We start from the raw sequence: 24,399 nt of genomic DNA, 5'->3' as shown, positions 1-24,399 counted from the left end.
CGGCTTTATGCGCGGCAGGTGGGGTATCGTTTGCGGTAGCAAACGACCGCTCTCTTCAATCAGGCCACAGTCGCCTCTATAAGCCAAAGACGGTCGTGCTTCGCACGATACCCCACCCTGCCGCGCATAAAGCCGCGCGTCGAGGATGGGGCACCCGAAACTTACAACTTACAACTCTCTAAGAGACTTGATCTACCGTCTCTTACCAGACCGCTTCTTCTTCAGTGGCACATCCGCCGCAGTAGACACGCACTTCTGCATCCCATCCCAGAGCCGTGAACAAGACACAGACAACTCACGCAATGTCTCGGGGGCAGCCTTTCCCGGAAGAGCTTCCTCCAGACCATCGCCCAGTGGAGGCAGGAATCCTGCAAGCGTCTTCACCTGGGCCAGGCTGGCATTGCCGGAGAGATGCAGCACGTAGCCCGCAGGATCAACATCACCCGACAAGGTAACCTGCGACGCCGTACCGAGACGAAGCACGGTGGGCTGCAGTTGAAGGTTCGCAGAAGGATTGCCTCGCACAGAGACAGCGGGTAACGCTACCTGCCCATTGAAGACAGTAGGCGCGGGCGGAACAATCGTGCGCGCACTGCTATTCGAAGGAGCTGCGGGAAGTAACGTCGCGCGAAGGTTACCCAGCAAAGAGGTTGAGGACTGGCCGGCCACACGTTGGATCTGCCCGTCGATCCTGCCATCCGGCTGCAGCTCGGGCGAGATCCGCTGCGAAAACAGCTTTGCCCAGTCGAGCGCCCAGGCCAGTGGAACGGCATTGATCTCAAGGCTGCCAGCGGCTTCATCGGGCCGTTGCAGATCGATCAGCGGCGAAGTCAGCACGATAGGCTGCGGTCCGGACGTCGGCAGCGTGCAGGTAGCCTGCATCAGCGTGATCGTCACCACCTCGGCCTGTGCCGTGCAGTGCGCGGAGACATCCAACTGCTTTGCGGGAACGAAGTCCGCCCGGCGCAGGTCGGTCAGGTGCACGTCCGTGGTCAGGTTCGCTGCGCCCAGCCGCCCTGTCAGTGTTGCCCCCATCTCCATCGTTCCGCGCCAACCGGCGTCGTGTCCGGCGATCAGGAGGCTAGCCTCGCCCATCTGCGCGTGGGCCCAGCTCGCAGTCAGTTTCAAAGGGACATCCGCAAACCGTGCAGCACGTTCCAGTGTTCCTTCAAGCCGCATCTCGCCCGTATCGGAGGCGTTGGTGTCCGTGCGCGCCGGTGTGCCCTGCAGCCGCACACTCCACTGCTGCGGCGAGGACAACCACAGGGCAAAATCTGTATCGGTCAGGGAGAACGGCATCTTCTCCTCTCCGAGCTTGATATTCACCCGGGCGCTGGTGGCTTCAATGTAAGGAAAGCGCGGTACCGAGCCCGCCTTGCGCTGGGCAGTGGGAGCCGTGTTCGCGTGCGCGGCCTGCATCAGGATGTCTTCAAGGTTCCAGCGGCCCTGTGCATTGCGCACGATGTTCAGGCTGGGATGATTGCCATCGCTTTCAATGAAGCGGATGGTCGAGAACTCCACCTGACGCCGCCATAGGGAGCTGAAACGTAGCCGGGCTTCTACCTGGTTGGCGCGGATCACCGGCTCGGAGCCGAACGCCGGGTCTTCACTGACGACGAGATTGTTCAGCGTAAAGCCGGGCATAGGCAGCAGATGCAACGTAACGCTGTCGAGATGAACCGGCCGGCCCAGGCTCTCGCTCATGCTGGTGGCAATGCGGTGCCGCAGACGGTTGACGTTGAGCAGCGGCGGCGTAACGACCAGCACCAGCACCACGAGTAACGCGACAGCGGCGAACACGAGCCGTCGTCGCGCTACAGAACGCGGCGGCAAGTCATATTCGATGTCGGAGGTGTGCTCGGTCATGGGAGTTGCTAAAGCCTGCTGAAGACTTGGACGTGTACAGAATACGGTTCATTTTGAGGAGTACGGCCCTTCGACCGTAATCCAACAAGAGGGCTGCGGGTTTCGTCGCTGGTGTCCTGGAGTTCCATGAGGCTCACAAGACCATGCCCTTCAGAACTCCGGATTGTCCATTGAACCACGCCTCTAGCGAATGACATGCAGGGTGCGGTTCCAGCGGGTTCCATCGAAGATGTGCAGCATCACGTGGAAGACGAAGCCGATACGGTCGCCCATGCTGGTCTTATCTTCCTGGTCCGCCGGCGTCTTGAACGACCAGTAGACGAACAGGGGCCGTCCCATGATGTTCTCCTGCGGAACAAAGCCCCAGTAACGGCCATCGAGGCTTTCCGTGCGGTTGTCACCCATCGCGAAGACGGTGCCTGGCGGAACGACGAGGTCGTCGCCCTGGATATGACTGGGCAGCTCAACGGCCCATAGGGACGCATGGTTGTTGATCGCCTGCTCGCTGATCCCGGCCACATCGGAGGGAAAATCGTCGCGGTAGGGGATATAGCCGTGCTCATAGACGCCGTCGTTCGTGGGCATCCCCGCATAGGGTTCGTTCTGCGCCACACCGTTGAGATAAACGATGCCTTTGCGCAGGTGAATGCGGTCGCCGGGAAGCCCAATGGCGCGCTTGACCAGGATCAGGTCCGGCGTCTCCGGGTTCGGCTTGAGGAAGACGATGATGTCGCCACGCTGTACCGGGCGATAGTGCAAGAAAGGAGCCCATTTGGTCTGCGGAGCCAGCGTAGCGCGGTCGACGACTACATGGTCGCCGATGAGCAGCGTCTTCTCCATCGAGGCCGAAGGGATCTCAAAGTTTTGAAAGATAAAGGACATCACGAAGAGCCCGACGACCAGAACGGTGCTGATGGAAGCCAAGGCCTCGAGCGGCGTCTCGGTGCGCTCCTGATTCTGTTTCGTGTCCTTCGACTTTCCGGCGGCAGCGTCGTTGCGCTCTTCGGCGACCGGTTCCTCTGCGCTCTTGTTCAACTCGGTGAGTCTCCTCGTAGCAAATAGCTCTGTCAGTGTAACCTGCGAGGCTACCGACGGCGCGACTTCCCTTCGCGATGGAATCGCCCTAGCGAACAACGTGCAGCGTGCGGTTCCAGCGAGTCCCATCGAAGAAGTGCGTCACAGTGTGGAAGATAAAGCCGATGCGGTCCCCCATGCCGGTCTTATTTTCCTGGTCCTCTGGTGTCTTGAATGACCAATAGATAAACAGGGGCCGTCCTATGATGTTCTCCTGCGGCACAAATCCCCAGAAGCGGCTATCGAGGCTATTGGCGCGGTTGTCCCCCATCACAAAGACATTGCCCGGCGGGACCACAAGATCGTCTCCCTGGATAAAAGCAGGCAGTTCATCAACCCAGGAGATCGTTCTGTTGGCCCACGCTCTTTCGTTGATGCACGCTTGCTCCTCGCAGCCCTCAAGTGCCTTCAGGTTATTGCTCGCCTGCCTGCTGAGCCCTGCAAGGTCCGACGGAAAATCATCGCGGAACGAAGCATAATTGTCGTCGCCGGGCTGGATGGCATAGGGTTCGCTCTGGGCGACGCCGTTGACATACACCACGCCCTTGCGCAGATGAACCTTGTCGCCCGGCACTCCAATGGCACGCTTCACCAGGATCAGGTCCGGTGACTCTGAATGCGGCTTCCAAAAGACCACGACATCGCCGCGCTGGACCGAACGGTAGTGCACAAAGGGAGCCCACTTTGTCTGGGGAGCCAATGTAGTATGGTCGACGACTAGATGATCGCCGACCAGAAGCGTGTTTTCCATGGAACCCGAGGGAATCGCGAAGTTCTGAAAGACGAACCCTATAACAAAGATCCAGATGATGATCACCGTGCCAAGGGAAGCGATGGCCTCCAGGGGCGTCTCGTTAGGTTCGGCGACAGGTTTCGCTGCACTCTTGTTCAACTTGGGGTGTCCGCTCATGGGCAAATGGCTCTGGTCAGTGTACCGTGCGGCAAGAATTAGCTTCCTACCGAAGCACGCGAATCCCCTGCCAACGGTCGCGCAACCCCTCCCAGAACGATCTCCGAACGGACGAATCTGCGTTCGGTGGCGCAGCCAGGGAAAAATACACCACCAACGGCCGTCCCACGAGAGCGTCACGCGGAACGAAACCCCAGTAGCGGCTGTCCTCGCTGTCGTTGCGATTATCGCCCATGACAAAGTAGCGGCCCGGCGGTACAACAATCTCGCCATTGGCCACAATGCGCCGCAGCTCCGCCCACCAGCGCGGATCGACGTTCGGGTCCGCACTCCTCATGGAAGGAAAATCGTCGCGAAAGCCATCGGGCTGGGCCTGGTTATAAACCGCGTAAGGCTCAGCCAGCGATGCCCCATCGAGCAGGACATGCCCGTCACGCAGCCGCAGATGGTCGCCCGGAAGCCCCACCACCCGCTTGATCAGGTCCTTGCCGGGCTCCGGCGGGTAGTGGAAGACAACCAGCTCGCCGCGATGAACCGTAGCCGCCGGCAAGATGCGGTCGAAGACTCCCCTGGGCGCGCAGGCCTGCTTGTTTACAAGGTAGAAGTCGCCCACCCGCAGCGTCGGCTCCATCGACCCCGAAGGGACGCGGTCCGGCTGCGCGATGAAGGTGGCGAAAAAGATGGCGAGGACCAGGATCTCCAGCAGAGCCTGCAGATGCGGCAGCACCCCGTCATGCACCCCCTGTACAGGGCGTGCCGGTGCGGCTTCCACGGTCTCCGGCAGTAGCTCCTCGTTCAAGCATCACCTTTGGGTGGTTTGACGGGCCGGGGAGGCAGGCCGTTTGCCTCCCACTGCGCCAGCGCAAGCTCCGCCGCGCGTTGCTGGGCCTCTTTCTTGTTCGAGCCCTCAGCCGCAGCCAGCGTACGTGTCCCGGCCTCCCCTTCAAGCTGAGCCTCCACCGAAAATCTGCGCTGATGGGCCGGGCCGGTCTGATCGGTGTCGACGTAGCGCAGCCTGCCAAGCCCTGACGCCTGCACACGCTCCTGCAGGACCGTCTTGTGGTCGCGCAGCGCGCCGCGTCCCTCTTCTCCGGCCAGCGCCGCCCGCATGGTGTCGAGATCCGGCTCCAGCACATAGCGTTCGACGATCGCTCTCACGGCCTTGAGGCCTTTCGCGCCTGCATCCAGATAGACCGCCGCGATAATTGCTTCGACCGCATTGGCCAGCAGCGCGGGCTTTTTACGGCCGCCGTTCTGGTCCGCGCTTTTGCCGAGAAACAGCTGCTCGCCCAGCTCGAGCGCCACACCGACCTCGGCCATGCGGGCGCGGCTGACCAGGATGGAGCGCAGCCGTGTCAACTCGCCCTCCGAGCTCTGCGGGAACTCCCGATAGAGCGCCTCGGTAACCACCAGGCCAAGGATCGAGTCGCCCAGAAATTCGAGCTGCTCGTTGTCGGTGCCGGGTGGATTGCGCTGGTCGCGCTGATCGGGATGAGCCGGCAGGATGACGGTGGGAACACCGTGGCGAGCCTCGTAGGTGTGCGAGCGGTGCGTCAGTGCGAGCGCAAGCAGCTCAGGCCGGGTAAAGCGATGACCGAGCAGGCGTTGCAGTTCGTCGATAGGTTCGATCTTGGGTGAAGTTTTACGGGTGCGCCGTGTCGTCATCGCCCCTCCGCTGTCTACTTTACGCGTCAGGATGACGACTGTCTTCGTCTGCTCTTCGTCGCCATCCTGGGCCCTGGGTGCATCCCTACTTCGGCGCATCTGCTGGTTTGTAAGAATCCTTCTCGGCCTTCCCTGTCGGGTCGAAATCCTTGTCATCGTTACTGGCAGGGGGCCGGCTCGCGCGCTGAGGCAAGGCGAACGGCTTCGCAATCCCGTTCTGCGCCGCCTCTTTGGTGTCCGGGCGGCCATCGCGAGCAGCCAGTGCAGCCTTGTACTCAGCAACGGCATGGTCACGATCCGGCGGATTCATCGAGTCGTACAGACGCCCCAGGTAGATATGGCTCCAGGCCAGCGTACGCGGGTCTTTGCTCTGCTTAAGCGTGTCCTCAAAGTTCTTCATCGCCTCCCCTGGCTGCTTCTCCATCAGGGCGATGCGCGCCAGCACGTACTCCGCTCGGCCATGGTCGCCCTTCGGGTTGGCCAGGGCTTTTTCGGCGAGATCGGAGGCATCCGCGGTATTTCCCTTGGCTAGGTCGAGTTCGGCAAGGTCCATTCCCTCAATCTTGCGCGGTGCGGTATGCGGACGCAGCGGATCGACCGAAGTCTCCTTCGAAAACACGATCTCCTGGGCATGCTTGCGCTCGCGGTCCACGTCCATACCGTAGATCATGGGTGCAATCTCGTCGCGCAAGCCGTCGCCGTTCTTCGCCATCAACTGCAGGGTCTGGTAGAAGTAGCCCGTCAGCACCCATCCGTGCTGCTCGTCGGAATCCACCAGCTTCTGCCGCTCCAGCGCCGTCTCGCGGTTGTAGACGTCCATGGCCGAAGCGTAAAGGTCCACCGAAGCGCGCTCTTTGTCCGCGGGCTTCGCCGGCTTGGGAGAGGCAATCTCATACATATGCGCCTCGACTGCCTTGATCAAGCACTCGGTCATCAGCGCAACCACGTCGCTCTTGTAGAAGAACTCCAGCGGAGCATCCTGCACACCACGCAACATCGGCTGGATGCGCTCCATCGCCGAGCCGCGGCTGTAGACCATTGGCTCGATCACATAGTGCAGGTAGATGTGGCGTATCTGGTCCATGCGCACCGGGTCGCCGGCAGTGTTATCCGGCGAGGTCACGATGATGTAGTCGGTGCCATAGATGCGCGCGTTCGTCAGGCTCGGCGAGAGCATCGGCTCCAACAGCACGAGGAAGCGGCGGCCGTCATAGGTGCTCACCGGCTGGTGCAGATAGATGTTGGTATTGAGTATGGTCTTCACCATCGGCTCATGCACGCGCGCCACCAAGGCCTCGTACGCGGCACGATGGCGCAGCCAGATGAGATGCAACTGGATCTCTTCGGCAAACGTGCGCAGCAGCGGCAGCACGTTGACTACCTGCGTAGCCTGGGGGGGCAACTCGGCTTCATCCACATTCGGGGTCAGTTCAGGAGGCGGTGAGAGATAGAGCGAGAGCGAGACATACTGCCCTACATCAAGCCCCGAATCGTTGAGATGATGCTGTGCCACATAGGCGCAGAGGGCATCACGGCTGGCACGGGCCGTCTCCGAGGCGGCAAGCGCCTCATTCATCTCGGTCCGCACCTGCGCACGCACCGGCGCGGACCTGTCGAGATCGGCATCGTATCCGCAGGCATTGAGCGCGGCAGCCATCTCAAAGAGCGGCTCGCTGACCTCGAGAGTTACCGCGGAGCCGCCCTCTTCAATCTGCGCGGCACGCGGACGCGCCACAGAATTCGACTGATCGTCCTGGTTTGGCCGTTCCGTATGTTGATCATTAGGGCTCGCCGAGAGAGAAGAGGAGCTCGAAGAAGACGAACTGGAAGAGGAGGAGTTGGGGTTCTGCGCAAAAGCCGCAAAGGAGCTCGCAAGCAGAAAGGCCGCGCCAAAGAGCGCAAGCCGGGACGAAGGTCGGGAGGTGAGGATCACGATACTTGTTCGACGCACCCCACAAGTCTATGGGAAGCGCACGGAAAGCGGGCGACTCATTGCGCTACCTAGCCCCGCACCGAGACGCCGGTATAGGTCATCACCACATGCCCGCGCACCGGAACACCAAAGACGGTCGCCGGCTTGAAGACACTGGAGAGCAGGTTCTGCGTCACCCTCAACTGCACGGACAAATCCTTGGGCCCGTCGATGATCGAATAGTCATACACCCGTCCACGCGTGTCGACCATCGCCTCCACCAGGATAGGAACCTCGCGGCCCGTCTCGATCGGCTGCGGCGGCACCTGGGAGTACAGGTAACGCGGTGCAATCAGGTGGGCCATCTCGTCGTCGTTGGCCTGGACAGTAATGGGCGCGCCAAGCATCCATCCCAGGCTGCCGAGCAGTACGATCGCCGCTGCGAACCCACCTGTAACCCGCAGTGCCATGGGCGCAATCGAGATCTCCCACGCGGCCAGGAACCGGCGGGTCCACGGAAGATGTGTTCCGCGCTCGCGCTCCACGGCAATGGCCGCACGCAGGCGTTCCTGCAACCTCATAGGAGGACGCGCAGGCCCCAGGTCGGCCAGCGACTGCTGAATCTCACGCCACGCAGTAAACTCCGAGGCACACTCGCCGCAGCCATCCAGATGGCCTGCCATGGCAGCCATCTCGGCGCCGGTCATCACGCCATCGAGATAGGAAGAAAACTCCCCTCGCACGGACTCGCACGAATTGTTTTTCTGCTCCGGATTGAACTGGTTACTGCTCATCGAGTTCATAGCGTTCCTACTTCCGGGTGCCCCACCTTGGCCACGTCACGATTGCGGCTGGGGTGGGCCTGTTGTCCTTGCGGCCGAGTCGCTGCATCCTTCAGGAGCGCCTCGCGCAGGGCGGCGCGGCCTCGCGTCAACCTGCTCTTCACCGTGCCGAGGTTCACATTCAGAATCTCGGCAATCTCTTCATAACCGAAGCCTTCAATCTCGCGCAGTACAACAACCTCGCGAAATGCCTCCGGAATCGTCCGCAACGCCGCTTCGACATGCGTGCGCGTCTCGGAGCGAGCCACACATTCATAGGGAGAGGCGTCCCCCGTGGCCAGAGCATCGGCCAGGCAGAAGGTCTCGCCTTCCTCGTTCTCCAGCGGAGCGTCGATGGTCAACTCCTGCCGCTTGTGCCGGCCCCACCAGCGGCGTTGATTGCTGGCCTCATGCAGGGCGATGCGATAGATCCAGGTGCGCAGGCTGGCTTCGCCATGGAAGCCGGAGATACTGCGGAAGACCTTGACGAAGACTTCCTGGGTCACATCGGCGGCATCGGCCGGATCGCGCAGGCTGCGTGCGATCAAGGAATAGACAGGATGGCTGTACTGAGCGATGAGCAGCGCAAAGGCCTGCTCGGAGCCCGCCTGCAACTCTGCGACGAGACTCTGCTCTTCTGCCCGGATTCCGATCGCGCTTGCCAGATCGCTCATCGCCGTCCTCAACCGGGGCCAAACGCCCGCAGCCACTGCGTATCTATTCAACGTAGGCCCGCAGAGGTCTATCTGTCCAGAGGTACAACATCCCCTCACGCCGAAAACGCCTTACTGCAGCCCATACGGGAGCCCGAAATCAGACCAGCAACAGGCCTGGAGCAGGAGCTGAAAACTGCGCCGCCGGCGGCCGAGTGCTCGCTCACTCTGACATCTTTAGACACCGCTTATGCCGGCTTTGTTCCGAAGACAATCTCTTTCGTTCTTAACGAAGGGGAGAGGGGATGCGCCGTTTACGTCGCAGATTGTCGCTTTTTGAGGGAAAGGCCAATCTCTCTAATCAGGGCGAGACTCGCGGGAATATCGGACGGGTGCGATTTCTTGAAAAGTGCCCTGCGAACGATCCCGTTTGACTTGTCACTCCGCATCCGAGAGAATAGATAAGTCCTTCCCTAGGAGTGGGCCTGTGGCGCAGCTGGGAGCGCGCTTCCATGGCATGGAAGAGGTCATCGGTTCGATCCCGATCAGGTCCACCAAACAACACCCTTCAGAATCAATAGCTTAGAGTAAGGCCCGTAGTATCGTACAGAAATCGTACAGCGGCCTATACTTTCCTTATGCGCGGTTGCCGCGCAAGGAAAGGAGTGCTCCCATGCTCTCGCCCTACACCCGCCACTACGCGCCCTGCAAACAGGTCGACATCTCCTACCGCCGCTGCAAATGCCCCAAGTGGGTTCAGGGAAACCTTCCCGATGGACGCTACCTGCGCAAGTCCGCTAAGACGCGGAGCTGGGAGAAGGCAGAGCTGCTCTGCCGCAGGCTCGAAGACGAGTCCGACCCCAACAAGCCGGAGGCCAGGCCCCGCGCGAAGATCGTCGATGCTATCCAGACGTTTCGGGATGACGAAGACTCCCGCCGCCTGACGGAAGGCACCCTCAAGAAGAGCCGGTACTTCTTCGAGACACAGTTAAAGGAGTGGGCAAAGAATGAGGGCATCGTCTACCTCGACCAGCTCACCCCGGCTGTGCTGACCAAGTTCCGCTCCGGATGGACCAACGCCGCGCAGACCATGCAGCGCAAGCACGAGCGGTTGATCGCCTTCCTCTGGTTCTGCGTCCGCATGGACTGGATCACGAAGAACCCCGCCATCCTCCTGAAACGGGTCAAGGCCGAGCCCACCCCCACGGACTACTTCCCGAAAGACGAGTTCAAGGCGCTGGTGGACGGAACCTATGCGTATGGGGACTGGCGCGGCGGCCACGACTTCGAGCATCGCCGTGATCGGCTGCGGGCTTTGATCCTGATGATGAGGTGGTCGGGGCTCGCGATCAAGGACGCGGTGACGCTGGAGCGGACACGCCTGAGCGACGATGGGAACCTCTTCCTCTATCGTGCCAAGACCGGGGTGCCGGTCTATGTGCCGCTGCCACCTGAAGTACATACCCTGTTGCGGTCGCTCCCGAATTCCAATCCTCACTACTTCTTCTGGAGCGGCAACGGCGACCCGGAGACGGCCAAGCGCGGCTGGGTGCGTTCCCTGGCTTTGCTCTTCAAGAATGTGGCTCTGAAGAGTCCGGACGGCACGCTGAAACGCTGCCACTCCCATATGTTCCGCGATACCTTTGCCGTCGAATTGCTCTTGGCCGGTGTGCCCATCGACCAGGTGTCTCTGTTGTTGGGGCACAGCAGCGTCAAGGTGACGGAGAAGCACTACGCACCCTTCGTCAAAGCTCGGCAGGCGCAACTGGCACAGTCGGCGCGGATGGCATGGGAACAAGGTGAAGAGAGACGCCCTGCCATGCCGGTGAAGGATAAGAAAGCCGTTGCCGTCACTGCGGCATGACAGCTTCGCGACGTTCACATGCGTTATCTGCCACTACGATAGGAGAAGGATCTGCAATGGCAAATCTTCCAGCCATTTCCGAAGACTACACCGGTATCCGCGCAGAGATCGTTGCGCTGTTGCAGGCGGCCCGTGCAGCGTCTGCCCGCACCGTCAATGCGCTGATGACTGCCACGTACTGGGAGATCGGACGACGGATTGCCGAGTTCGAGCAACGCGGAGAACAGCGCGCCGAGTATGGCGAGCAACTGATCGAAGAACTCGCCAGAGACCTAACACGGCAGTTCGGTCGAGGATTCGGCCGGGCCAATCTTTGGCAGATGCGGGCTTTCTACCGGGCGTGGCCGGACCAAAACATTCTCCAGACACCGTCTGGAGAATCTGGAATCCAGCAACTTTCCAGCCGCTTTCCGCTGCCCTGGTCTGCGTATGTTCGGCTGCTCTCCGTCAAGCGCCCAGAAGCACGCTCCTTCTATGAGACGGAAGCCCTTCGGTCCGGCTGGTCGATTCGGCAGCTCAACCGACAGATTGAAAGTCAGTTTTATGAACGAATCGCGCTCTCCAAGAACAAGGCGGCCATGTTGAAGAAGGCCGAGAGTGCTCAACCAGACGATGCGGTCACTCCAGAAGAAGCGATTAAAGATCCGTTCGTCCTGGAGTTCCTCGACCTCAAGGACGAATACTCTGAATCCGATTTGGAAGAGGCGCTCATCCGGCACCTTACCGACTTTCTGTTGGAGTTGGGCGATGACTTCGCTTTTCTTGGCCGACAGCGCAGGTTGCGTATTGACGATGCCTGGTTTCGCATCGACCTTCTCTTCTTCCATCGGCGTTTGCGCTGCCTTGTCATCGTCGATCTCAAGGCCGGGAGGTTCAACTACGCGGATGCGGGCCAGATGCACCTCTATCTGAACTACGCCCGCGAACATTGGATGAAACCGGATGAAAACCCACCGGTGGGTTTGATCCTCTGCGCGGAGAAAGGAGTTGCCGAGGCGCACTACGCACTCGACAACCTCTCCAACAAGGTGCTGGCCGCCGAATATCAAACGATCCTGCCGGACGAAAAACTCATTGCCGAAGAATTGAAACGTTCTCGTTCGAGGATCGAAGAGCGATTTTTGATTGCAAGCGGGGAACACTAGACCTAATTCCGGATAGCCGACCACCCAGCCCGAACGCCCCAGCCTCCTGTGCAGGTCTCAATAAGTGATTTGGCCTGGATGCAACCGTTGACATCTCGAAGCACGGTGGTTCGACGGCCTCTTGGCATATTGGCGATACCGATTCAGATTGAGCGGCATTCTGTCTCATGCCTATCGAACGTTAATAACCTCTTGGGTCTCTCGCCGAACACGAATGACAGAAATCGTGCTTGAAATCTTCGACGATCGCAACCACGTCAACAGACTCTCGACTGGAAATGTGGTTGAATTTGTCACAAATCACCTTTCGCGAAGGCGAGACACTAAAAGCGATGGCCGGATCTTTTGTCTGAGTCAGGTTCTCCAAGAGTTGAAGGTGGTGGCACCATCCGCATCGCTCCTGGGCGATAAATCGGAGAGAGCGCATGTATCCAAGGAGTTTCTTGGGATGGGCTGGCGGAGAGCCGATTATTTTCAGTAGGTGCATCGCCATCCGGGACAACTGTTCGTCTGATTGAGTTGCCTGAAGTTGATCTCGATGTTGAAGATCAGACTGGGCAATATCCTGCTCATAGCGCATCAACAGCGTTCTGTCCTCGAGGACCTCACTTGCTTCCTCCGCGATTGCTTTGAATCCCATTGCGTCCGCTTCTGGGTAGAGCTTTTCCGCCGCCGCCTTGGCTCCGCCAATATCGCCTTGAACTTCCAAGAATCGAATCTTCAACTTGTCGAGCGTCAATCGGCCCTCAACCAGACCACTGGAATGTGAGAGTCGATAAGCCTCATTGAAGATGTTCTCAATTGACGTTTTTGCAGGCTCAGGCACTTTGTAAGATTGGTGGCTATTGATCGCCTCCATTCGTTTTTCAAATAGCCTGCCGATTCGCACATAAAGCGTAATGATGAGGGCTTGAACGATGAGGACAGGGTGTCTTAACTCGTAAGCCTCCCGCTGTGCCTCGTCAGCCTGTTGTTCCCAACCCAATTGATTACACCGAGCGTTTTGCAAATTCTCTGTGGCGCTCTTCGTATCGCTGGGATATAGGAATTCGCGAATCTCGGAATAAAAAAGCGACTCGTCTGTCTGAATGTTTGCCTGCATTCCTTCCAGAAAGAGGAGGAGCAATCTCGCGTCCAGCTTGAGTCCTCGATGTGAATCGGGGTGACCGAGGATTTCTGCCGTCACCTCGCGCAACTTCTCAACAATGGCTGCACGGGAGTCGCCGTCCTTCTCGCCAAGGTATCGGTGGCGCAGTGCATCTTGACGTGCCTCAAGCGCTTCGAGCCCCTCCAGGGTCTGGGAACGCACCGCGAGGCGCTGTTGATAGGCTTCCGCATCAATGAGTCCGATATGGAACTCGGCTGCGTCTCGAAGGGTGACGAGAAACGATCGGTCGCGTGCGCTGAGTTCGCTTTTCCGCGCCAAAGCCCGTCGTATATGTCCAAGCGCCGAATAGTGGTCGCCTCTGGTAAATTCAGCGTATCCTGCGGTCATTTGAATCCGAGCCGTTTCCCGGATTTCTGCGTCAAGAAGGCGCAAAAGATCCAGCACTTCCACAGGAAAACCGCTAGCCACGATCGCGACTCCACTGGCAAGTAAGACGTCACGAGCGTGAATGGGATCGGTGATGCTCAGCGACTCGCTGTCGATGCTGAGAACGACGGCTTCGCTCCCGGTTGCCTTGGCCAGCGAGTCATGGATTTGGCGATGCAGGCGTCCCTCCTTCATGATTCGCGCGTGAATACCCGGGAGTGACGCTAGGGTGAAGGGCTCGGTGAAGTTTAAAGCGATCCATTCCTGGTTACGCCAATTCGGAGTCTCTTCATTCAATCGGCGGCTCTCATCCTGAGCCCAAGTGAACCAAAATTCGTCCTTCTGAAGGTCGTAGAGGATATAGATTGGCGCGGTTCCGTTCAGCAGATAATTCAGATTGGCGGTGCGGACTGAATGCGAGAACGATCCGTCGACGAGAGGAGTGAGGCGGCCGGCTGCTTTCATCTGCACCTGGCCGCGAAAGTTGGTCATTCGGCGATTCAGCTTGAGTTCAAAAGAGCCGTCCACGCCATAGTCCTCGACCCGTTCATCACGGAAGATGATGGCGTCGTGCCCCTTCAGCAATGCATTAAGCGCCTTAATACTCTCGCGTTGCAACTCTGCCTTTTCGTCCGAGATGGGGAGTGGACCTAGATCCGAGGTATCGCCGCCAGAATTCATCAGAAATGATCCCTCCTGATTACAGGATGAATTATTTCATCAGCGAGCAGGGAATTCTTGAACGAACGCCCGGCCTCAGCGAGCGCTGAATCGCCGAGTTACTCAAAACGGGCTCTTCAGCCCGGCTGACGTTCACCCGCGTTTCCGCAAGCGCAGGTGAACACGCAACATGACGCTCTCCGGTATCCGCAAAGTTCGATAGCCTCGCGCGAACCGGCTCTCCGCCGCACCCCATTCGATCACTCCCGGTTCCTTTTCGAACATCCTTCGGATGGTGTTTCCGCTAAGCCCCCACGACTTGGCAATCTCGTTCACCGAGTAATGTCTTTCGAGAGCAGGGTCATCGGTGGTAGGTTCTCGTTCTATCCACCGATCTTCGCTCCATCGCCCAGACGACGGCTCCATCCGGTTTGTCCGTCGGATGATTGAGGCCAAAGCCATATGGGATCTCCAAACGTGGAATGACGGTATCGGAAGATACCGGGAAATGTGCCTAGCCTCTCGCGACAGAAGAGTCCTGTCTAATACTTTCCATTTATCGGGTGATACGTTTCACGTATCACCTCGGGGCAACTTCGTCGAAAACAGGCATTTAGCCGCGTGGAGTAATTATGGCCAAAATCGACTTTTCTGTTGATAACCGGGATTTAGATTGACAGAATTTCCACAGGCGGAGATGCGGTTACCCGCTCGTTTGGAGTCAAGTCGAGAGCGCTACTACTTCTTGTTGAGCGGTGCGTTATGTATGAATGGGCCGAGCTTCGCCATTTCAGATATCTGCTGACGATCTTGGAGAGACAGGGATTCCGAGCTGCTGCGGAGGAGTTGCGTACCGCGCAACCCAATCTCAGCGTTCAGGCCCGACAGTTCCAGGAGAACGCTTCGGTTCGTCTCTTCCGCAAGATGAAGGGCGGGCGTATTCGGCCCACGGACACTGGAGTTGCATTCAAGGTCTTAGCCAAGTTCCTGCTGGAGACACGCGATGAAGTCATCGACGCGCTCATAGCGATTGAGCGCGGTGAGGTTGACTCTGTTCGGTTCGGATGCACTCCTCTGGTTGACCAGGGCTTGTTTCGAACCTTCTGCGATCTGCACAAAGAGATCCTTCCCGTCTGCCCTATACGGCCAACGCACGGAGACACCGCGCACCTCGCGGAAGAAGTTGTGTCGGGAACGGTCGACGCCGCCTTTGTGACCTTGCCCTTGCGGCATCCAGATCTACGCATCGAAGAATTGCGGCGAGACCGGCTGGTTGCCTGCTTGCGACGAGACGATCCGCTCGCGGCGAAGGCCTCTTTGCAGACCGCTGAGTTGCAGGGCAATCTTGCCGTCCTGTACCACCCGCAGCGACACCCCGATGCTCACGTGCGGCTGCTGGAACTGCTCGGAGACGCCGGTGTGCAGCTTGAAGAACACTCTTGTGCCTCGCACCCCTCCGAGATGCAGACTCTCGTCAAAGGTGGGCACGGCTTCGCGTTGATCCGGGAGGGAACAAATCTTGATGGAGAGCTAACGACCCGCCCGATTGCCGGCGTGGATTGGACCGTGGATACAGCCCTGATCTATCACAAGGTACGTCATCCGAAGACCGTTCCGATTTTGGTCAAGCGGCTCATGAAGCAACTTCCTCAGCATGGCAAAGAGACGGTACCAAACAAGGTATCCATCCCCGTACACACCTCCATCGCAACCGGGAAGCGTCCTCCCCAACGCGCAAAAGATGAGCCCGTACAGATGACGCTCATCGGGTAGAAGTTGAAGCATTGGTGGGAGATAGACCGAGGTGATACTTCGGAGCTATCACCCGATAACTATTACGTATTAGACGCGAACCGAGCGCGAGCCTAATCATCACGGCATATTCCCGACTGAGACCAGTCGATGGAGGAGCCGATGTCCAGTAGATACCGTGTCGTTATCCCGAGCAACACAGCCCACCTTGCCAAGCGATTGGCGCAGCCCTTCTCCAAACGAAAACTACTCCACGCAGCGCGCATGATGGGTCCGACTCTGGTCGCGCTCACATTCGCCGGCGTTGCCCATGCGCAAGGGACGATGGACTTCTCAGGCGCACAAACCCTGATGGGCAGTTTTAAAACATTCGCAATATACGCGGGTGCTGTCATTTGCTTCGGCGGACTTATCTTCGCCGGTATTCGGATGATGAGCGGTCGTTTTCAGGATGCTATTCCCGGACTCTTCGGCGCGCTATTTGGTGCCGGAGTGCTCGGTTGGGGAGCCGGTTGGATTGGCTCGCTGACCGGGCAGTCGATGTAGGAGATACATCGACATGACCAAGCGTGGAGAATCGATATCCGTTCGCGAATTGAAGCAGATAGATGGATCGAGGATTCGGTTGCCGAGCTTCTTCCTCCTCAATCGGTTCGACCAGGCCCATCGCCCCCGGAGGCAGACTCGACCCGAGACTGTCCTCCGTGCCGACATGCACATAAAAGGCTCCCGGACGGCGCCATGCTGGTCCCTTCAACGCGCGCATGGGAACGTTGCGCTGCCAGCTCCGGACTAACTCCCTCAGCGTTCCATCCAGGGTGAAGGCTTCGGAAGGAGCCAACTCCGAAGGCACATCCACGAGAAGATCCCGCTCGAACGCATAAGACTCGACGATGTGGGTGCGTCCCCCATTCAATCGCAGATCGTACTCCCGGATGCCGCCCAGATCATATCCAAACAGCCGGTGCGCGCCTTCGATCGTCAAGGAAAACATGTCCGCGAGCTCAAGCAACATGGTGAGCGTGGGATGGTTGCCGGTACGGCGAAGGTTTGAGAACAGGTTCTTCGTAACCAGTTCGCGACGTTCGAAGGCATAACGCTCGCGGTCGTTTGACGGCCTGACCTGTCGATGCAACTCGCGGAGATGAGCGAGCGCGTCAAGAATCTCGGTGCGGGGCATATGCCGATACACAGCGAAGGGCTTCTCCTATAGGTGCTCAATATCGGAGCTGCGACATCGCGGAAGTCAGGAACCGATTGTCACACCCCGTCGAGCGGACATCGCGCGAGTGACTTCTTTGTCGATCAAGCAAGTCATCTGAGAGCCACCATCTTGATAGTCACCTAAGGCTTGTATCAAGTAGCTTCCCCATCCGTCTTTCTAGCAGTTTGCCTTCCCGCTCCAGAATCCGCAACAAGAACGAGATTGCAGAAGGCGACATCACCGCAAGTCCGGCCACGCATGGAACTCGTTGGTGGTAGGCCTGGCAACCGCGCCAATTCAAAATCGCCTCTTCCTTAAGACGGGGGAGGAAGGCTGTTCGCGTACATTGGCCGCTCCCTGGGTGCTAGAGACCTGGTGTTGGAATCAGTCCCGTCCACAGTGGCGATTCAGAATCTCTAAAAACGACAGCAGACCCTAGGTTGCGCTAACGCGCGGCTTGGCCCCACTTCGGTTCGCAAGGGTGGCCGGCCCATAGAGCGGGCCTAGTGGAGTCCGTTCGGATAAGCGCTGGCCGCGCGCCAAACGAGAGTGCGAGTTTGGCACTTGCCACGCCCACCACTCCGGCCTCCCCACCCTCACTACCTCGTTCTGCTCTGTCTGCCAATGGATCGTTTTTTGTCTCGCTGCGCTGTGAGAAACAAAAAACGCCCACCGGGCAGACAGAGGCAAAAACAATGGAATATCACAGCAACCACAACAGCAACAGCGCATCCACCGCCAGCAATGGCACAGCCAACACCGTAGCCACCACCCGCCGCAATCGCCGCTCCACCGAAAACCCTGAACGACAGCAGCAAAAGCCACAGACGGCGAAAGAAGCTATCGCCGCCAACGTGAAGTGCCTCATCGAGCAGCTAGAGGCCGGACACTCGGATGCACTCACCGCGTACCTCAACGCGATGAGCCGTTTTCATTCGTATTCCTTTGGCAATGTGTTGGAGATCGCCAGACAACGCCCGACAGCCACGAAAGTAGCCGGGATGTATGCGTGGAATCAGCTTGGCCGCCGCGTGAAGAAAGGCGAGAAGGGCATCCGCATTCTTGCTCCCATCATCGGCTTCAAGCGCAAGAGCGATGCAGAGGCAGAGAAGGACATCACGAAGCAGAATACCCGCGTCCTTGTTGGATTCAGGAATGCCTATGTGTGGGACTTGGAGCAAACAGATGGCCCCGACCTTCCCCAGATGGAACACGTTCAGGGCGATGCGGGCGAGAACTACGACCGTCTTCTGGCATTCATTGAAAAGCAGGGCATCGAGCTTGTCTTTACCGAGAAGATCGCGCCCGCGCTTGGCGTGAGCTATGGCGGGCGCATCGCCATCTTGCCCGGACAGTCGAAGGCCGAAACCTTCGCCACGCTGGTGCATGAACTGGCACACGAACTCCTGATGCACTCCATCCGCCGCACGACCACCACCAAGACGGTACGAGAGACGGAGGCCGAAGCTATCGCGTTCGTTGTTGGCAAGGCGATTGGTTTACAGACGGGCAATGCCAGCGCCTCGTATATCGCTCTCTATCATGGCAACGCTTCGTTGCTGGTGGAGTCGCTTGAAGTCGTCCAGCAGACCTCCGCTGTCATCCTTGCCGCATTGGAATCGTCCGCAACCGCAGAGACGATGCCCGATGCAGAACTGGCGCGGGTGGCGTAATGAAAACCATCCTCGCAATCCTCAAACAGGCCGGAGGTTGGCACCACGGCCTGTACCTCAAGATCGAAAACCCGCCCTACATGGAGTTGGTCATCGAGGCGATGGACGAGTCTGGCCCGATGGGACTGCCAGCCATCTCCGTTTGTCACTACGGCGAACAGAACGGCGACCTCATGCGTGACCCGGAGATGTGCTTCGAGCTTGGGTTGGCAGGAGGGCCGCACCTCTCGGCATTCTACTTTCGCAACGATTACCTCGGCGTTGAGCAGTGGAGCCGCGATGTGGTGGACGGCAACTACATCCACTTGATTGGCCTACACAGGGAGCACGAATCCTTCGCGAAGACATGGGACAACAACCTGCGTTTGCAGGGCTTCCTTGAAGCCTTCGAGCGGCAGCAGACTCCACGCGCCTAAACCCTTTCCGCAGCGGGGCGGACACAGGGCAGCGCGTTCGCTCCACAACCTCATGCAGTGCAACCGCTCGAAAGGAGCCAGTCATCATGAACACCACCGTTATCAATGCCACCGAGTACCGCAACCTTCCTCTCGCATCGCTCACCGAATCGAAGACCAACCCACGGCGCAGCTTCGAGCACAACGCTCTCCATGAATTGGCGAAGACCATTCAGGTGCATGGCGTACTGTCGCCGCTGCTGGTTCGGCCCCTCACCGAGCAGGGCTTCGAGATTGTCTTCGGAGCGCGGCGGTATCGTGCGGCGCATATCGCCGAGGTGGACACCGTGCCCGTCCGCATCAAGAACATGACCGACGCGGAAGTGATCGAGGCCCAGCTCGTTGAAAATCTTCAGAGGTCCGACGTTCATCCGATGGAGGAAGCCAGCGGGTTCCGCGCCTTGCTGGACTTGGAAGAGCCGAAGTACAGCATCGAGCAAATCAGCGCGAAGACGGGCAAGAATCCCGCATACGTGGCAGCGAGATTGAAATTGACCGAGCTAACTCAGAACGTTGTGGATGCGTTTTATCGCGAGGAGATCGGCGTCGGCCACGCGCTCCTGCTCGCGAAGCTCCAGCCCGACCAGCAGGAACAGGCGCTCGCCGCTTGCTTCAAAGAGGATTGGAGCGCGGGTGGCCAGAAGGCGAAACGCATCCTGCTTCCCGTTCGCAGCCTGCAATTCTGGATTGAGTCGAACATCCTTCTCGTTCTGAAACTCGCGCCCTTCGATAAGCGCGACGCACAGCTTGTGCCAGCGGCGGGCAGTTGCGTGGACTGCCCCAAGCGGACAGGGCATAACAAGCTCCTGTTCTCTGACTTCGGCAAGCTGGACGCTTGCACTTCGCCAAATTGCTATCAGGCCAAGGTAGAAGCCCACGTCGCGAAGGCCATCGCTACCAAGCCCACGCTCGTGCAAATCAGCACAGCCCACGGACAGCAGAAAGAAGGCAGCGTCACACTGCCGCGCAACAAGTACACCGAAATCCGGGCCGACAAGCCAGCGAACAAAGAACAGGCCACGCGACCGGAATTCAAGTCCTGCAAATACACCACCGAAGCTATCGTCTCCGAAGGCATCGACAAAGGCGAACTGCGCAAGGTCTGCACCGAGCCAACCTGCCCGGTGCATCATCCCAAGTCGCGTTCGCAGAAGGTCACGGACGATCCGAAGTGGAAGGCGGAACAGGAGAAGCAGCGTCGGGAGACTGCCATCGCCAACACGACAGGAATCCGCACTCTCGCGGCCATCACCGCAGCCGTCCCGGTGCGATTGATGAAACGCGACCTGTTGTTTGTGGTCGAACGCTTGGCATCCTTGCTGGACGAAAACCGTCTTGCCATCGTTGCCAAGCAGTACGGCATCAGGAAGTCCAAAGACAGCGACTCACTTGGGAAGCTGTTTGCCGCGTACCTGCGTCGTGCCGAGGAAAGCGTGTTGGGCAAAGTGTTGGTGGAAACCACCATCCTCTACATCGCCACCCGGCACAACCCGTCGCAGGTGCTTCACGATGCCGCCGCTGTCTATAAGGTGGATACCGACGCCATCGCGCTCAAGGTCAAGCAGGAGTTCGCCGCCAAAGAGAAGACACAGACCGCGAAGAAAACCGTTGCGAAGTCCCAACCCAAAGCGGTGAAGAAGGCGAAGGCTGCCTAGCCTTCGCCTTGCTTGAGGAGCCTGCTGACCGCAGGCTCCTTTTTGCGCCCGTCCTTCCCGCCCCGGGCGTTGCCCCTGCCATGCAGGAGCAACCTATGCCCTCCCACCCGACGGGCTTGCTTGGCATTTAGGTTTGTTGAGATCATTTCCGGTTTACCGCTCAATCATCCACAACACCCCAAAGCGTTGCAACGGAGAAGCTGAAGAAGAAGCTCGATCAGGTGCAATTCAAGTCGGGTGATGTCCGTCGCAAGCTGGCGGAGAGACAGTTGATAAATCGCCGTTGGGTGTCGGAAGGAATGCTTCTGGTGATACAGCAGGCCGGCCGGAATTCGACGCAACAGCTCCGCGACATCCGGATAAAGTGCGGGATGTGTGATGTCGAGTCGTAGACGCTGTTTCATTAGGTTAGGATTTCTAGTTGCTATTCGACGTGAGGATCAGAACGACACCACCTGTCAGAAGTAGAGAGTCTTAACATATCCGGCAATTACCCCACTTCTGTGATGGAGCCACACGTCTCACTGTTTTAATCTACTTACAAAGAGCTCCTGAAGGAAGCGCTTTCCCGCTTCCGTTAGCGCAGGGGAATCTTCGAGCGCACGAACGGCGTCGATTTCCCCATCAATATCCAGGATTCGGCGGAGCGCAAAGTCGCGGTCGGTACTGCAATGGGTGGTTTGCGAGATTTGTAGCCACATCCAACGCAGTATGTAGAAAACGTACAGACCATGCAATATTCCTTGGGCTGGTCGTTGTTCCTGTTTCCATGGCGAATACATCGACCAGCCAGAGTCCCTATCGATCAGTGGGCACAAATCCTCGAACAAAGTAAGTTGCAAGTGCATGGTCTCGTGCACGAGATTTTCCGCGACACGTAGAACAGCCAATCGATCATGTTGCGCTGGTGCAGACACGAAAACGGAGAACGGAATACCGGGGTCGCTGAAACTCACATCGTAATCATCGGCCTGAGCAAATACGACGTGACAGCACCATACGAGTTCGGAAACAGTAGTCCACAAGAACGGTAACGGTTTGATCACGTCGGAGAGAGCGATTTCTAGTAGTTTGGATGCCTGCTCCGCGTAGGCGTTATCGGCGAGTTTGATTCCACGCTCCGTACAGAAGCTTACCAGCGCCGGACCACCCGCTTCACAGTGCAACAGACGACCACTTTCCGTTGGAATAGCGTTTAGTAAGAGAGCGTCTGCGGTTGGCGAATCTGAAAGAAAGCGTTCGGTCGTGTAGGTTTCCCGTGTCAAATCGTGAAACCTGAGTAGTGCGTGCTCTCCTGACAACCGAAGAGAGGCAGGAAGCGAGCTCTCAAATTGCGGAAGTAGATTTGCAGGATCGAGATTAGGAGCGATTGTCATAGAAAGAAAAGACAAGGGTGTAGCGATCGCCCTGATGAACCTGGCTCACCGCGTGATAGGAAGCAGGGGAGATTTCAAACCCAAACGCAGAACGACTCGTGGGGAGTATGACGTCTTCGAGCGTCTCCACCTCTGGTCCTCGAAACAGCATCAGCAGGCCACCATTTTCGTCGTTCCAGCCCCGATTCAGCTGAATAAGAAAGCGATGGGTTTCACCATCAGGTCGTGCATCGTTATGAATTCGAATTTTCTGTGTTCGATTGAGCTTGTGTGCGGTGATGTCAATTTCGGGCTTGAGCGAAGCACCAAGAAGCGACCCTACCTCGTCGCGGAGCTGATTGAGCGTGGCATCAGAAAAGAGAGGTCCTAAGCTCTCGGGGAGGATTGCGTCTTTGAAGTCGAATTCGTATTGCTCGTAAAAGTCCATCACCGCAAGTCGCCAGGGAGCTTCTGATTCGAACCAAGCCAGTAATTTTTGTTCGAGTTCTTCGGAGACCACTTGAGACACAGTGAAGCACGGGAATGGCTTAACACGCGGGACGGCGGCAGAAAGGTCAAGGGCGCTCATCGGAACTCCTGAAGTGTCTCTTGAATATGTCCGATCAGTAGCTTGTAGTCGGCACAATAGACCGAAGGGTTGTGCAGCCCTGTCTCTGGGTGCCAGCGGGAGAGCGGCATGCCTCCGCCACAGACCGAAAGTAGTGGACATGCCCGGCAAATCGGACTTGTTGGATTTTGAAGGTGCGAGTATTGAATGAATTCACGCGAGTCAGCAATCTCTGACAACCGATCGGTGGAAACCGACCAGATCTTTTCGAACCGATCTGCTCCGTCGAACATGCTTTTCAATGTGTCGTTCTTAGTAACTGTTCCATCTGTATCGATCACGACGATGCCATACATGGTCTGCCCGCATCCCTCTTTCACGGAAGCCCCCCCGAGCAAGAGACGTCCTAAATCATCGAGGATGCGAATACGAGGTGGATCGGGATCTTGGACGTAACAATCCCAAACTGCGGCAAGCCAACGACCGTACTCAGTTGACTCGACTGTCCTCTTGCCCAAGGGTAACTTTGCATAATTTCCGTCTTTGAAGAGGAAATCAACGCTGGGGACTGCTAATGACTTGAAAAACTCATAGACGCGACATGGATCGGACTGCGGATCGACTACACAAAGAGTACCCGTGAAGAGGAGATCGGCTCGTGGGTGCTGGCGGAGGCGAGCGATTCCAGCCGCGGCGCGCGCGTAGGTGCCACCACCATTGAAAGCGATACGGAAGGTATCGTGTACGTCCGCTGGACCATCAATACTGACCGACAGCGTGGTGCCGGTTCGAACGCACAGCTCAAGCAAGTCATCATCTATGAGCGTTCCATTGGTTTGAATGGAACGGCTACAAGTAGCGGGAAGGCAGTCGGCCAGCCCCTTTAGTAGAGCTTCCAAGATGTTTCGGGGTAGCAGAAGGGGCTCACCGCCGTGAAGAACGACCGCAAATGGATGGTCCTGGTCTCGATACAAAGTTGCAAGCTGCCGAATCACATCTTCCACTATCTCAAAGGACATGTGCTTGGGCATACGTTGCCAGCTTGTATCGCCTTGGTTATAAACGTAGCAATAGCTGCAGTTTATGTTGCATCGCGACGCTACTTTTATCAGGACGGTATCAAGCTGCATCCCGGTGCCCCCAGAGCCGTCGGAGACTATCGGTTGTGGCGATTGTGTTGGCGATTATAGGCCGTGGATGCTGAAGAAACATTCGAATCCTCGCAGCGAACTTCTTCCATGAGACGTCTGAGGGCAGCACTGTCACGAGAAAGAGCGGTCTGTGAAGAATTCGGAGACATCTGAACCGATGCTGCGCCCGCAGCAGGATGCTCGAGAATGACGGATTCCATAAACTTGCTCCTTTGACGTGGTGGGCTGTGGTTCGTAGTCGGAGTGAGACTCGACAAGTGTAATCTCTTCGAACGTAGAAAATCAATGGGCAATAAGCCCTTCCATATCAGCGGTATGCGGCGGCGCAAAATCCTATCTTTTCAGGGCACCGTAATCGGCTGTAAATAAAGGAGGAAAACGTCACGATAGCAATCAACGTATCGATTTCAGCATTCCCCGTTACGCTGGGTGAGATTAGCGTCGTGGACCATCGTCTTCCATTTTCTTGACGACGCCCTCGG

The 24,399-nt window shown here is 58.0% G+C and carries 21 protein-coding genes and 1 tRNA gene; 8 read left to right on the top strand and 14 right to left on the bottom strand.

From position 1 onward, the window contains the following. Nucleotides 1-192: 192 nt before the first annotated feature. The 8 genes from ACIX8_RS01565 to ACIX8_RS01530 all read right to left on the bottom strand — a co-directional run bounded on the left by ACIX8_RS01565 (nt 193) and on the right by ACIX8_RS01530 (nt 8,922). On the bottom strand, nt 193-1,866 hold the full coding sequence (locus ACIX8_RS01565) for an AsmA family protein (protein ID WP_014263557.1): 1,674 nt from the start codon (nt 1,864-1,866) through the stop codon (nt 193-195). 183 nt (nt 1,867-2,049) lie between these two features. Then, nucleotides 2,050-2,901, bottom strand: coding sequence for a signal peptidase I (gene lepB / locus ACIX8_RS01560; RefSeq protein WP_014263556.1), 852 nt, complete (start codon nt 2,899-2,901; stop codon nt 2,050-2,052). 88 nt (nt 2,902-2,989) lie between these two features. Next, entirely contained in the window at nt 2,990-3,850 is an 861-nt protein-coding gene (gene lepB, locus ACIX8_RS01555) for a signal peptidase I (RefSeq protein ID WP_014263555.1), read from the bottom strand. 46 nt (nt 3,851-3,896) lie between these two features. Further along, on the bottom strand, nt 3,897-4,649 hold the full coding sequence (gene lepB, locus ACIX8_RS01550) for a signal peptidase I (protein WP_014263554.1): 753 nt from the start codon (nt 4,647-4,649) through the stop codon (nt 3,897-3,899). Next, complete coding sequence (gene rnc / locus ACIX8_RS01545) at nt 4,646-5,614, bottom strand: ribonuclease III (protein ID WP_223295444.1); 969 nt, start codon at nt 5,612-5,614, stop codon at nt 4,646-4,648. Before rnc ends, lepB (ACIX8_RS01550) begins: the two co-directional genes overlap by 4 nt. Further along, nucleotides 5,601-7,448, bottom strand: a complete 1,848-nt coding sequence (locus ACIX8_RS01540; protein ID WP_014263552.1) for a tetratricopeptide repeat protein — start codon at nt 7,446-7,448, stop codon at nt 5,601-5,603. The genes rnc and ACIX8_RS01540 overlap by 14 nt, the downstream gene beginning before the upstream one ends. Nucleotides 7,449-7,516: 68 nt before the next feature. After that, complete coding sequence (locus ACIX8_RS01535) at nt 7,517-8,230, bottom strand: anti-sigma factor family protein (protein ID WP_014263551.1); 714 nt, start codon at nt 8,228-8,230, stop codon at nt 7,517-7,519. Further along, nucleotides 8,227-8,922, bottom strand: a complete 696-nt coding sequence (locus ACIX8_RS01530; protein WP_014263550.1) for a sigma-70 family RNA polymerase sigma factor — start codon at nt 8,920-8,922, stop codon at nt 8,227-8,229. The genes ACIX8_RS01535 and ACIX8_RS01530 overlap by 4 nt, the downstream gene beginning before the upstream one ends. Before the next feature lie 460 nt (nt 8,923-9,382). Between ACIX8_RS01530 and ACIX8_RS01525 the strand changes: the two genes are divergently transcribed. The 3 genes from ACIX8_RS01525 to ACIX8_RS01515 all read left to right on the top strand — a co-directional run bounded on the left by ACIX8_RS01525 (nt 9,383) and on the right by ACIX8_RS01515 (nt 11,910). After that, nucleotides 9,383-9,458 (top strand) — tRNA-Ala (locus tag ACIX8_RS01525). A gap of 116 nt (nt 9,459-9,574) precedes the next feature. Continuing rightward, the gene (locus tag ACIX8_RS01520) at nt 9,575-10,765 is read left to right on the top strand and encodes a tyrosine-type recombinase/integrase (RefSeq protein WP_014263548.1); all 1,191 of its coding nucleotides are present in this window, start codon (nt 9,575-9,577) and stop codon (nt 10,763-10,765) included. A 56-nt stretch (nt 10,766-10,821) separates the two neighbouring features. Next, nucleotides 10,822-11,910, top strand: a complete 1,089-nt coding sequence (locus ACIX8_RS01515) for a PDDEXK nuclease domain-containing protein (protein WP_014263547.1) — start codon at nt 10,822-10,824, stop codon at nt 11,908-11,910. A 181-nt stretch (nt 11,911-12,091) separates the two neighbouring features. On the opposite strand, the gene ACIX8_RS01510 is transcribed toward ACIX8_RS01515, so the two are convergent. Continuing rightward, nucleotides 12,092-14,125: a DUF4365 domain-containing protein gene (locus ACIX8_RS01510; protein ID WP_014263546.1), complete on the bottom strand. Its 2,034-nt coding sequence runs from the start codon at nt 14,123-14,125 to the stop codon at nt 12,092-12,094. Nucleotides 14,126-14,866: 741 nt separating this feature from the next. Between ACIX8_RS01510 and ACIX8_RS01500 the strand changes: the two genes are divergently transcribed. Continuing rightward, the gene (locus ACIX8_RS01500; RefSeq protein WP_014263544.1) at nt 14,867-15,877 is read left to right on the top strand and encodes a LysR family transcriptional regulator; all 1,011 of its coding nucleotides are present in this window, start codon (nt 14,867-14,869) and stop codon (nt 15,875-15,877) included. 141 nt (nt 15,878-16,018) lie between these two features. After that, complete coding sequence (locus tag ACIX8_RS25000) at nt 16,019-16,402, top strand: hypothetical protein (RefSeq protein WP_014263543.1); 384 nt, start codon at nt 16,019-16,021, stop codon at nt 16,400-16,402. On the opposite strand, the gene ACIX8_RS01495 is transcribed toward ACIX8_RS25000, so the two are convergent. After that, nucleotides 16,311-17,048, bottom strand: a complete 738-nt coding sequence (locus tag ACIX8_RS01495; RefSeq protein ID WP_014263542.1) for a hypothetical protein — start codon at nt 17,046-17,048, stop codon at nt 16,311-16,313. The two genes, ACIX8_RS25000 and ACIX8_RS01495, sit on opposite strands and share 92 nt — an antisense overlap. A 707-nt stretch (nt 17,049-17,755) precedes the next feature. On the opposite strand from ACIX8_RS01495, the gene ACIX8_RS01490 reads away from it, so the two are divergent. The 3 genes from ACIX8_RS01490 to ACIX8_RS01480 all read left to right on the top strand — a co-directional run bounded on the left by ACIX8_RS01490 (nt 17,756) and on the right by ACIX8_RS01480 (nt 20,843). Then, complete coding sequence (locus ACIX8_RS01490) at nt 17,756-18,733, top strand: ArdC family protein (RefSeq protein WP_014263541.1); 978 nt, start codon at nt 17,756-17,758, stop codon at nt 18,731-18,733. After that, nucleotides 18,733-19,149, top strand: a complete 417-nt coding sequence (locus ACIX8_RS01485) for a DUF6908 domain-containing protein (protein WP_014263540.1) — start codon at nt 18,733-18,735, stop codon at nt 19,147-19,149. The genes ACIX8_RS01490 and ACIX8_RS01485 overlap by 1 nt, the downstream gene beginning before the upstream one ends. 86 nt (nt 19,150-19,235) lie before the next feature. Beyond that, nucleotides 19,236-20,843: a ParB/RepB/Spo0J family partition protein gene (locus ACIX8_RS01480; RefSeq protein ID WP_014263539.1), complete on the top strand. Its 1,608-nt coding sequence runs from the start codon at nt 19,236-19,238 to the stop codon at nt 20,841-20,843. A 521-nt stretch (nt 20,844-21,364) separates the two neighbouring features. Here ACIX8_RS01480 and ACIX8_RS01475 read toward each other — a convergent pair. From ACIX8_RS01475 to yhhA, 4 genes are read right to left on the bottom strand one after another with little or no spacing between them, the layout of a single operon-like run. Next, nucleotides 21,365-22,234, bottom strand: a complete 870-nt coding sequence (locus ACIX8_RS01475) for an aKG-HExxH-type peptide beta-hydroxylase (protein WP_150110451.1) — start codon at nt 22,232-22,234, stop codon at nt 21,365-21,367. Beyond that, complete coding sequence (yhhC, locus tag ACIX8_RS01470) at nt 22,203-22,787, bottom strand: cyclophane-containing peptide 2OG-Fe(II) oxygenase YhhC (protein ID WP_014263537.1); 585 nt, start codon at nt 22,785-22,787, stop codon at nt 22,203-22,205. Before yhhC ends, ACIX8_RS01475 begins: the two co-directional genes overlap by 32 nt. Further along, nucleotides 22,784-23,896 (bottom strand): cyclophane-forming radical SAM/SPASM peptide maturase YhhB, encoded by a 1,113-nt coding sequence (yhhB, locus tag ACIX8_RS01465; RefSeq protein ID WP_014263536.1) that lies wholly within the window; start codon nt 23,894-23,896, stop codon nt 22,784-22,786. The genes yhhC and yhhB overlap by 4 nt, the downstream gene beginning before the upstream one ends. 26 nt (nt 23,897-23,922) lie before the next feature. Then, a complete protein-coding gene (gene yhhA / locus ACIX8_RS26455; RefSeq protein WP_396248588.1) occupies nt 23,923-24,066 on the bottom strand; it encodes a YhhA family cyclophane-containing RiPP in 144 nt (47 codons plus the stop codon). Nucleotides 24,067-24,399: the final 333 nt, after the last annotated feature.

The organism is Granulicella mallensis MP5ACTX8, assembly GCF_000178955.2.
In the GTDB taxonomy this organism is placed as follows: Bacteria; Acidobacteriota; Terriglobia; order Terriglobales; family Acidobacteriaceae; genus Granulicella; species Granulicella mallensis.
The sequence above is the reverse complement of the archived record's forward strand: the minus strand, read 5'-3'. Positions and strand labels throughout refer to the sequence as shown.

Coding starts and splice junctions, on each gene's coding strand:
- ACIX8_RS01565 (WP_014263557.1), bottom strand. CDS start 1,866: ATGACCGAGCACACCTCCGACATCGAATATGACTTGCCGCCGCGTTCT.
- lepB (WP_014263555.1), bottom strand. CDS start 3,850: ATGAGCGGACACCCCAAGTTGAACAAGAGTGCAGCGAAACCTGTCGCC.
- rnc (WP_223295444.1), bottom strand. CDS start 5,614: ATGCGCCGAAGTAGGGATGCACCCAGGGCCCAGGATGGCGACGAAGAG.
- ACIX8_RS01535 (WP_014263551.1), bottom strand. CDS start 8,230: ATGAACTCGATGAGCAGTAACCAGTTCAATCCGGAGCAGAAAAACAAT.
- ACIX8_RS01530 (WP_014263550.1), bottom strand. CDS start 8,922: ATGAGCGATCTGGCAAGCGCGATCGGAATCCGGGCAGAAGAGCAGAGT.
- ACIX8_RS01520 (WP_014263548.1), top strand. CDS start 9,575: ATGCTCTCGCCCTACACCCGCCACTACGCGCCCTGCAAACAGGTCGAC.
- ACIX8_RS01515 (WP_014263547.1), top strand. CDS start 10,822: ATGGCAAATCTTCCAGCCATTTCCGAAGACTACACCGGTATCCGCGCA.
- ACIX8_RS01510 (WP_014263546.1), bottom strand. CDS start 14,125: ATGAATTCTGGCGGCGATACCTCGGATCTAGGTCCACTCCCCATCTCG.
- ACIX8_RS01500 (WP_014263544.1), top strand. CDS start 14,867: ATGTATGAATGGGCCGAGCTTCGCCATTTCAGATATCTGCTGACGATC.
- ACIX8_RS25000 (WP_014263543.1), top strand. CDS start 16,019: ATGTCCAGTAGATACCGTGTCGTTATCCCGAGCAACACAGCCCACCTT.
- ACIX8_RS01490 (WP_014263541.1), top strand. CDS start 17,756: ATGGAATATCACAGCAACCACAACAGCAACAGCGCATCCACCGCCAGC.
- ACIX8_RS01485 (WP_014263540.1), top strand. CDS start 18,733: ATGAAAACCATCCTCGCAATCCTCAAACAGGCCGGAGGTTGGCACCAC.
- ACIX8_RS01480 (WP_014263539.1), top strand. CDS start 19,236: ATGAACACCACCGTTATCAATGCCACCGAGTACCGCAACCTTCCTCTC.
- yhhC (WP_014263537.1), bottom strand. CDS start 22,787: ATGAGCGCCCTTGACCTTTCTGCCGCCGTCCCGCGTGTTAAGCCATTC.
- yhhB (WP_014263536.1), bottom strand. CDS start 23,896: ATGCAGCTTGATACCGTCCTGATAAAAGTAGCGTCGCGATGCAACATA.
- yhhA (WP_396248588.1), bottom strand. CDS start 24,066: ATGTCTCCGAATTCTTCACAGACCGCTCTTTCTCGTGACAGTGCTGCC.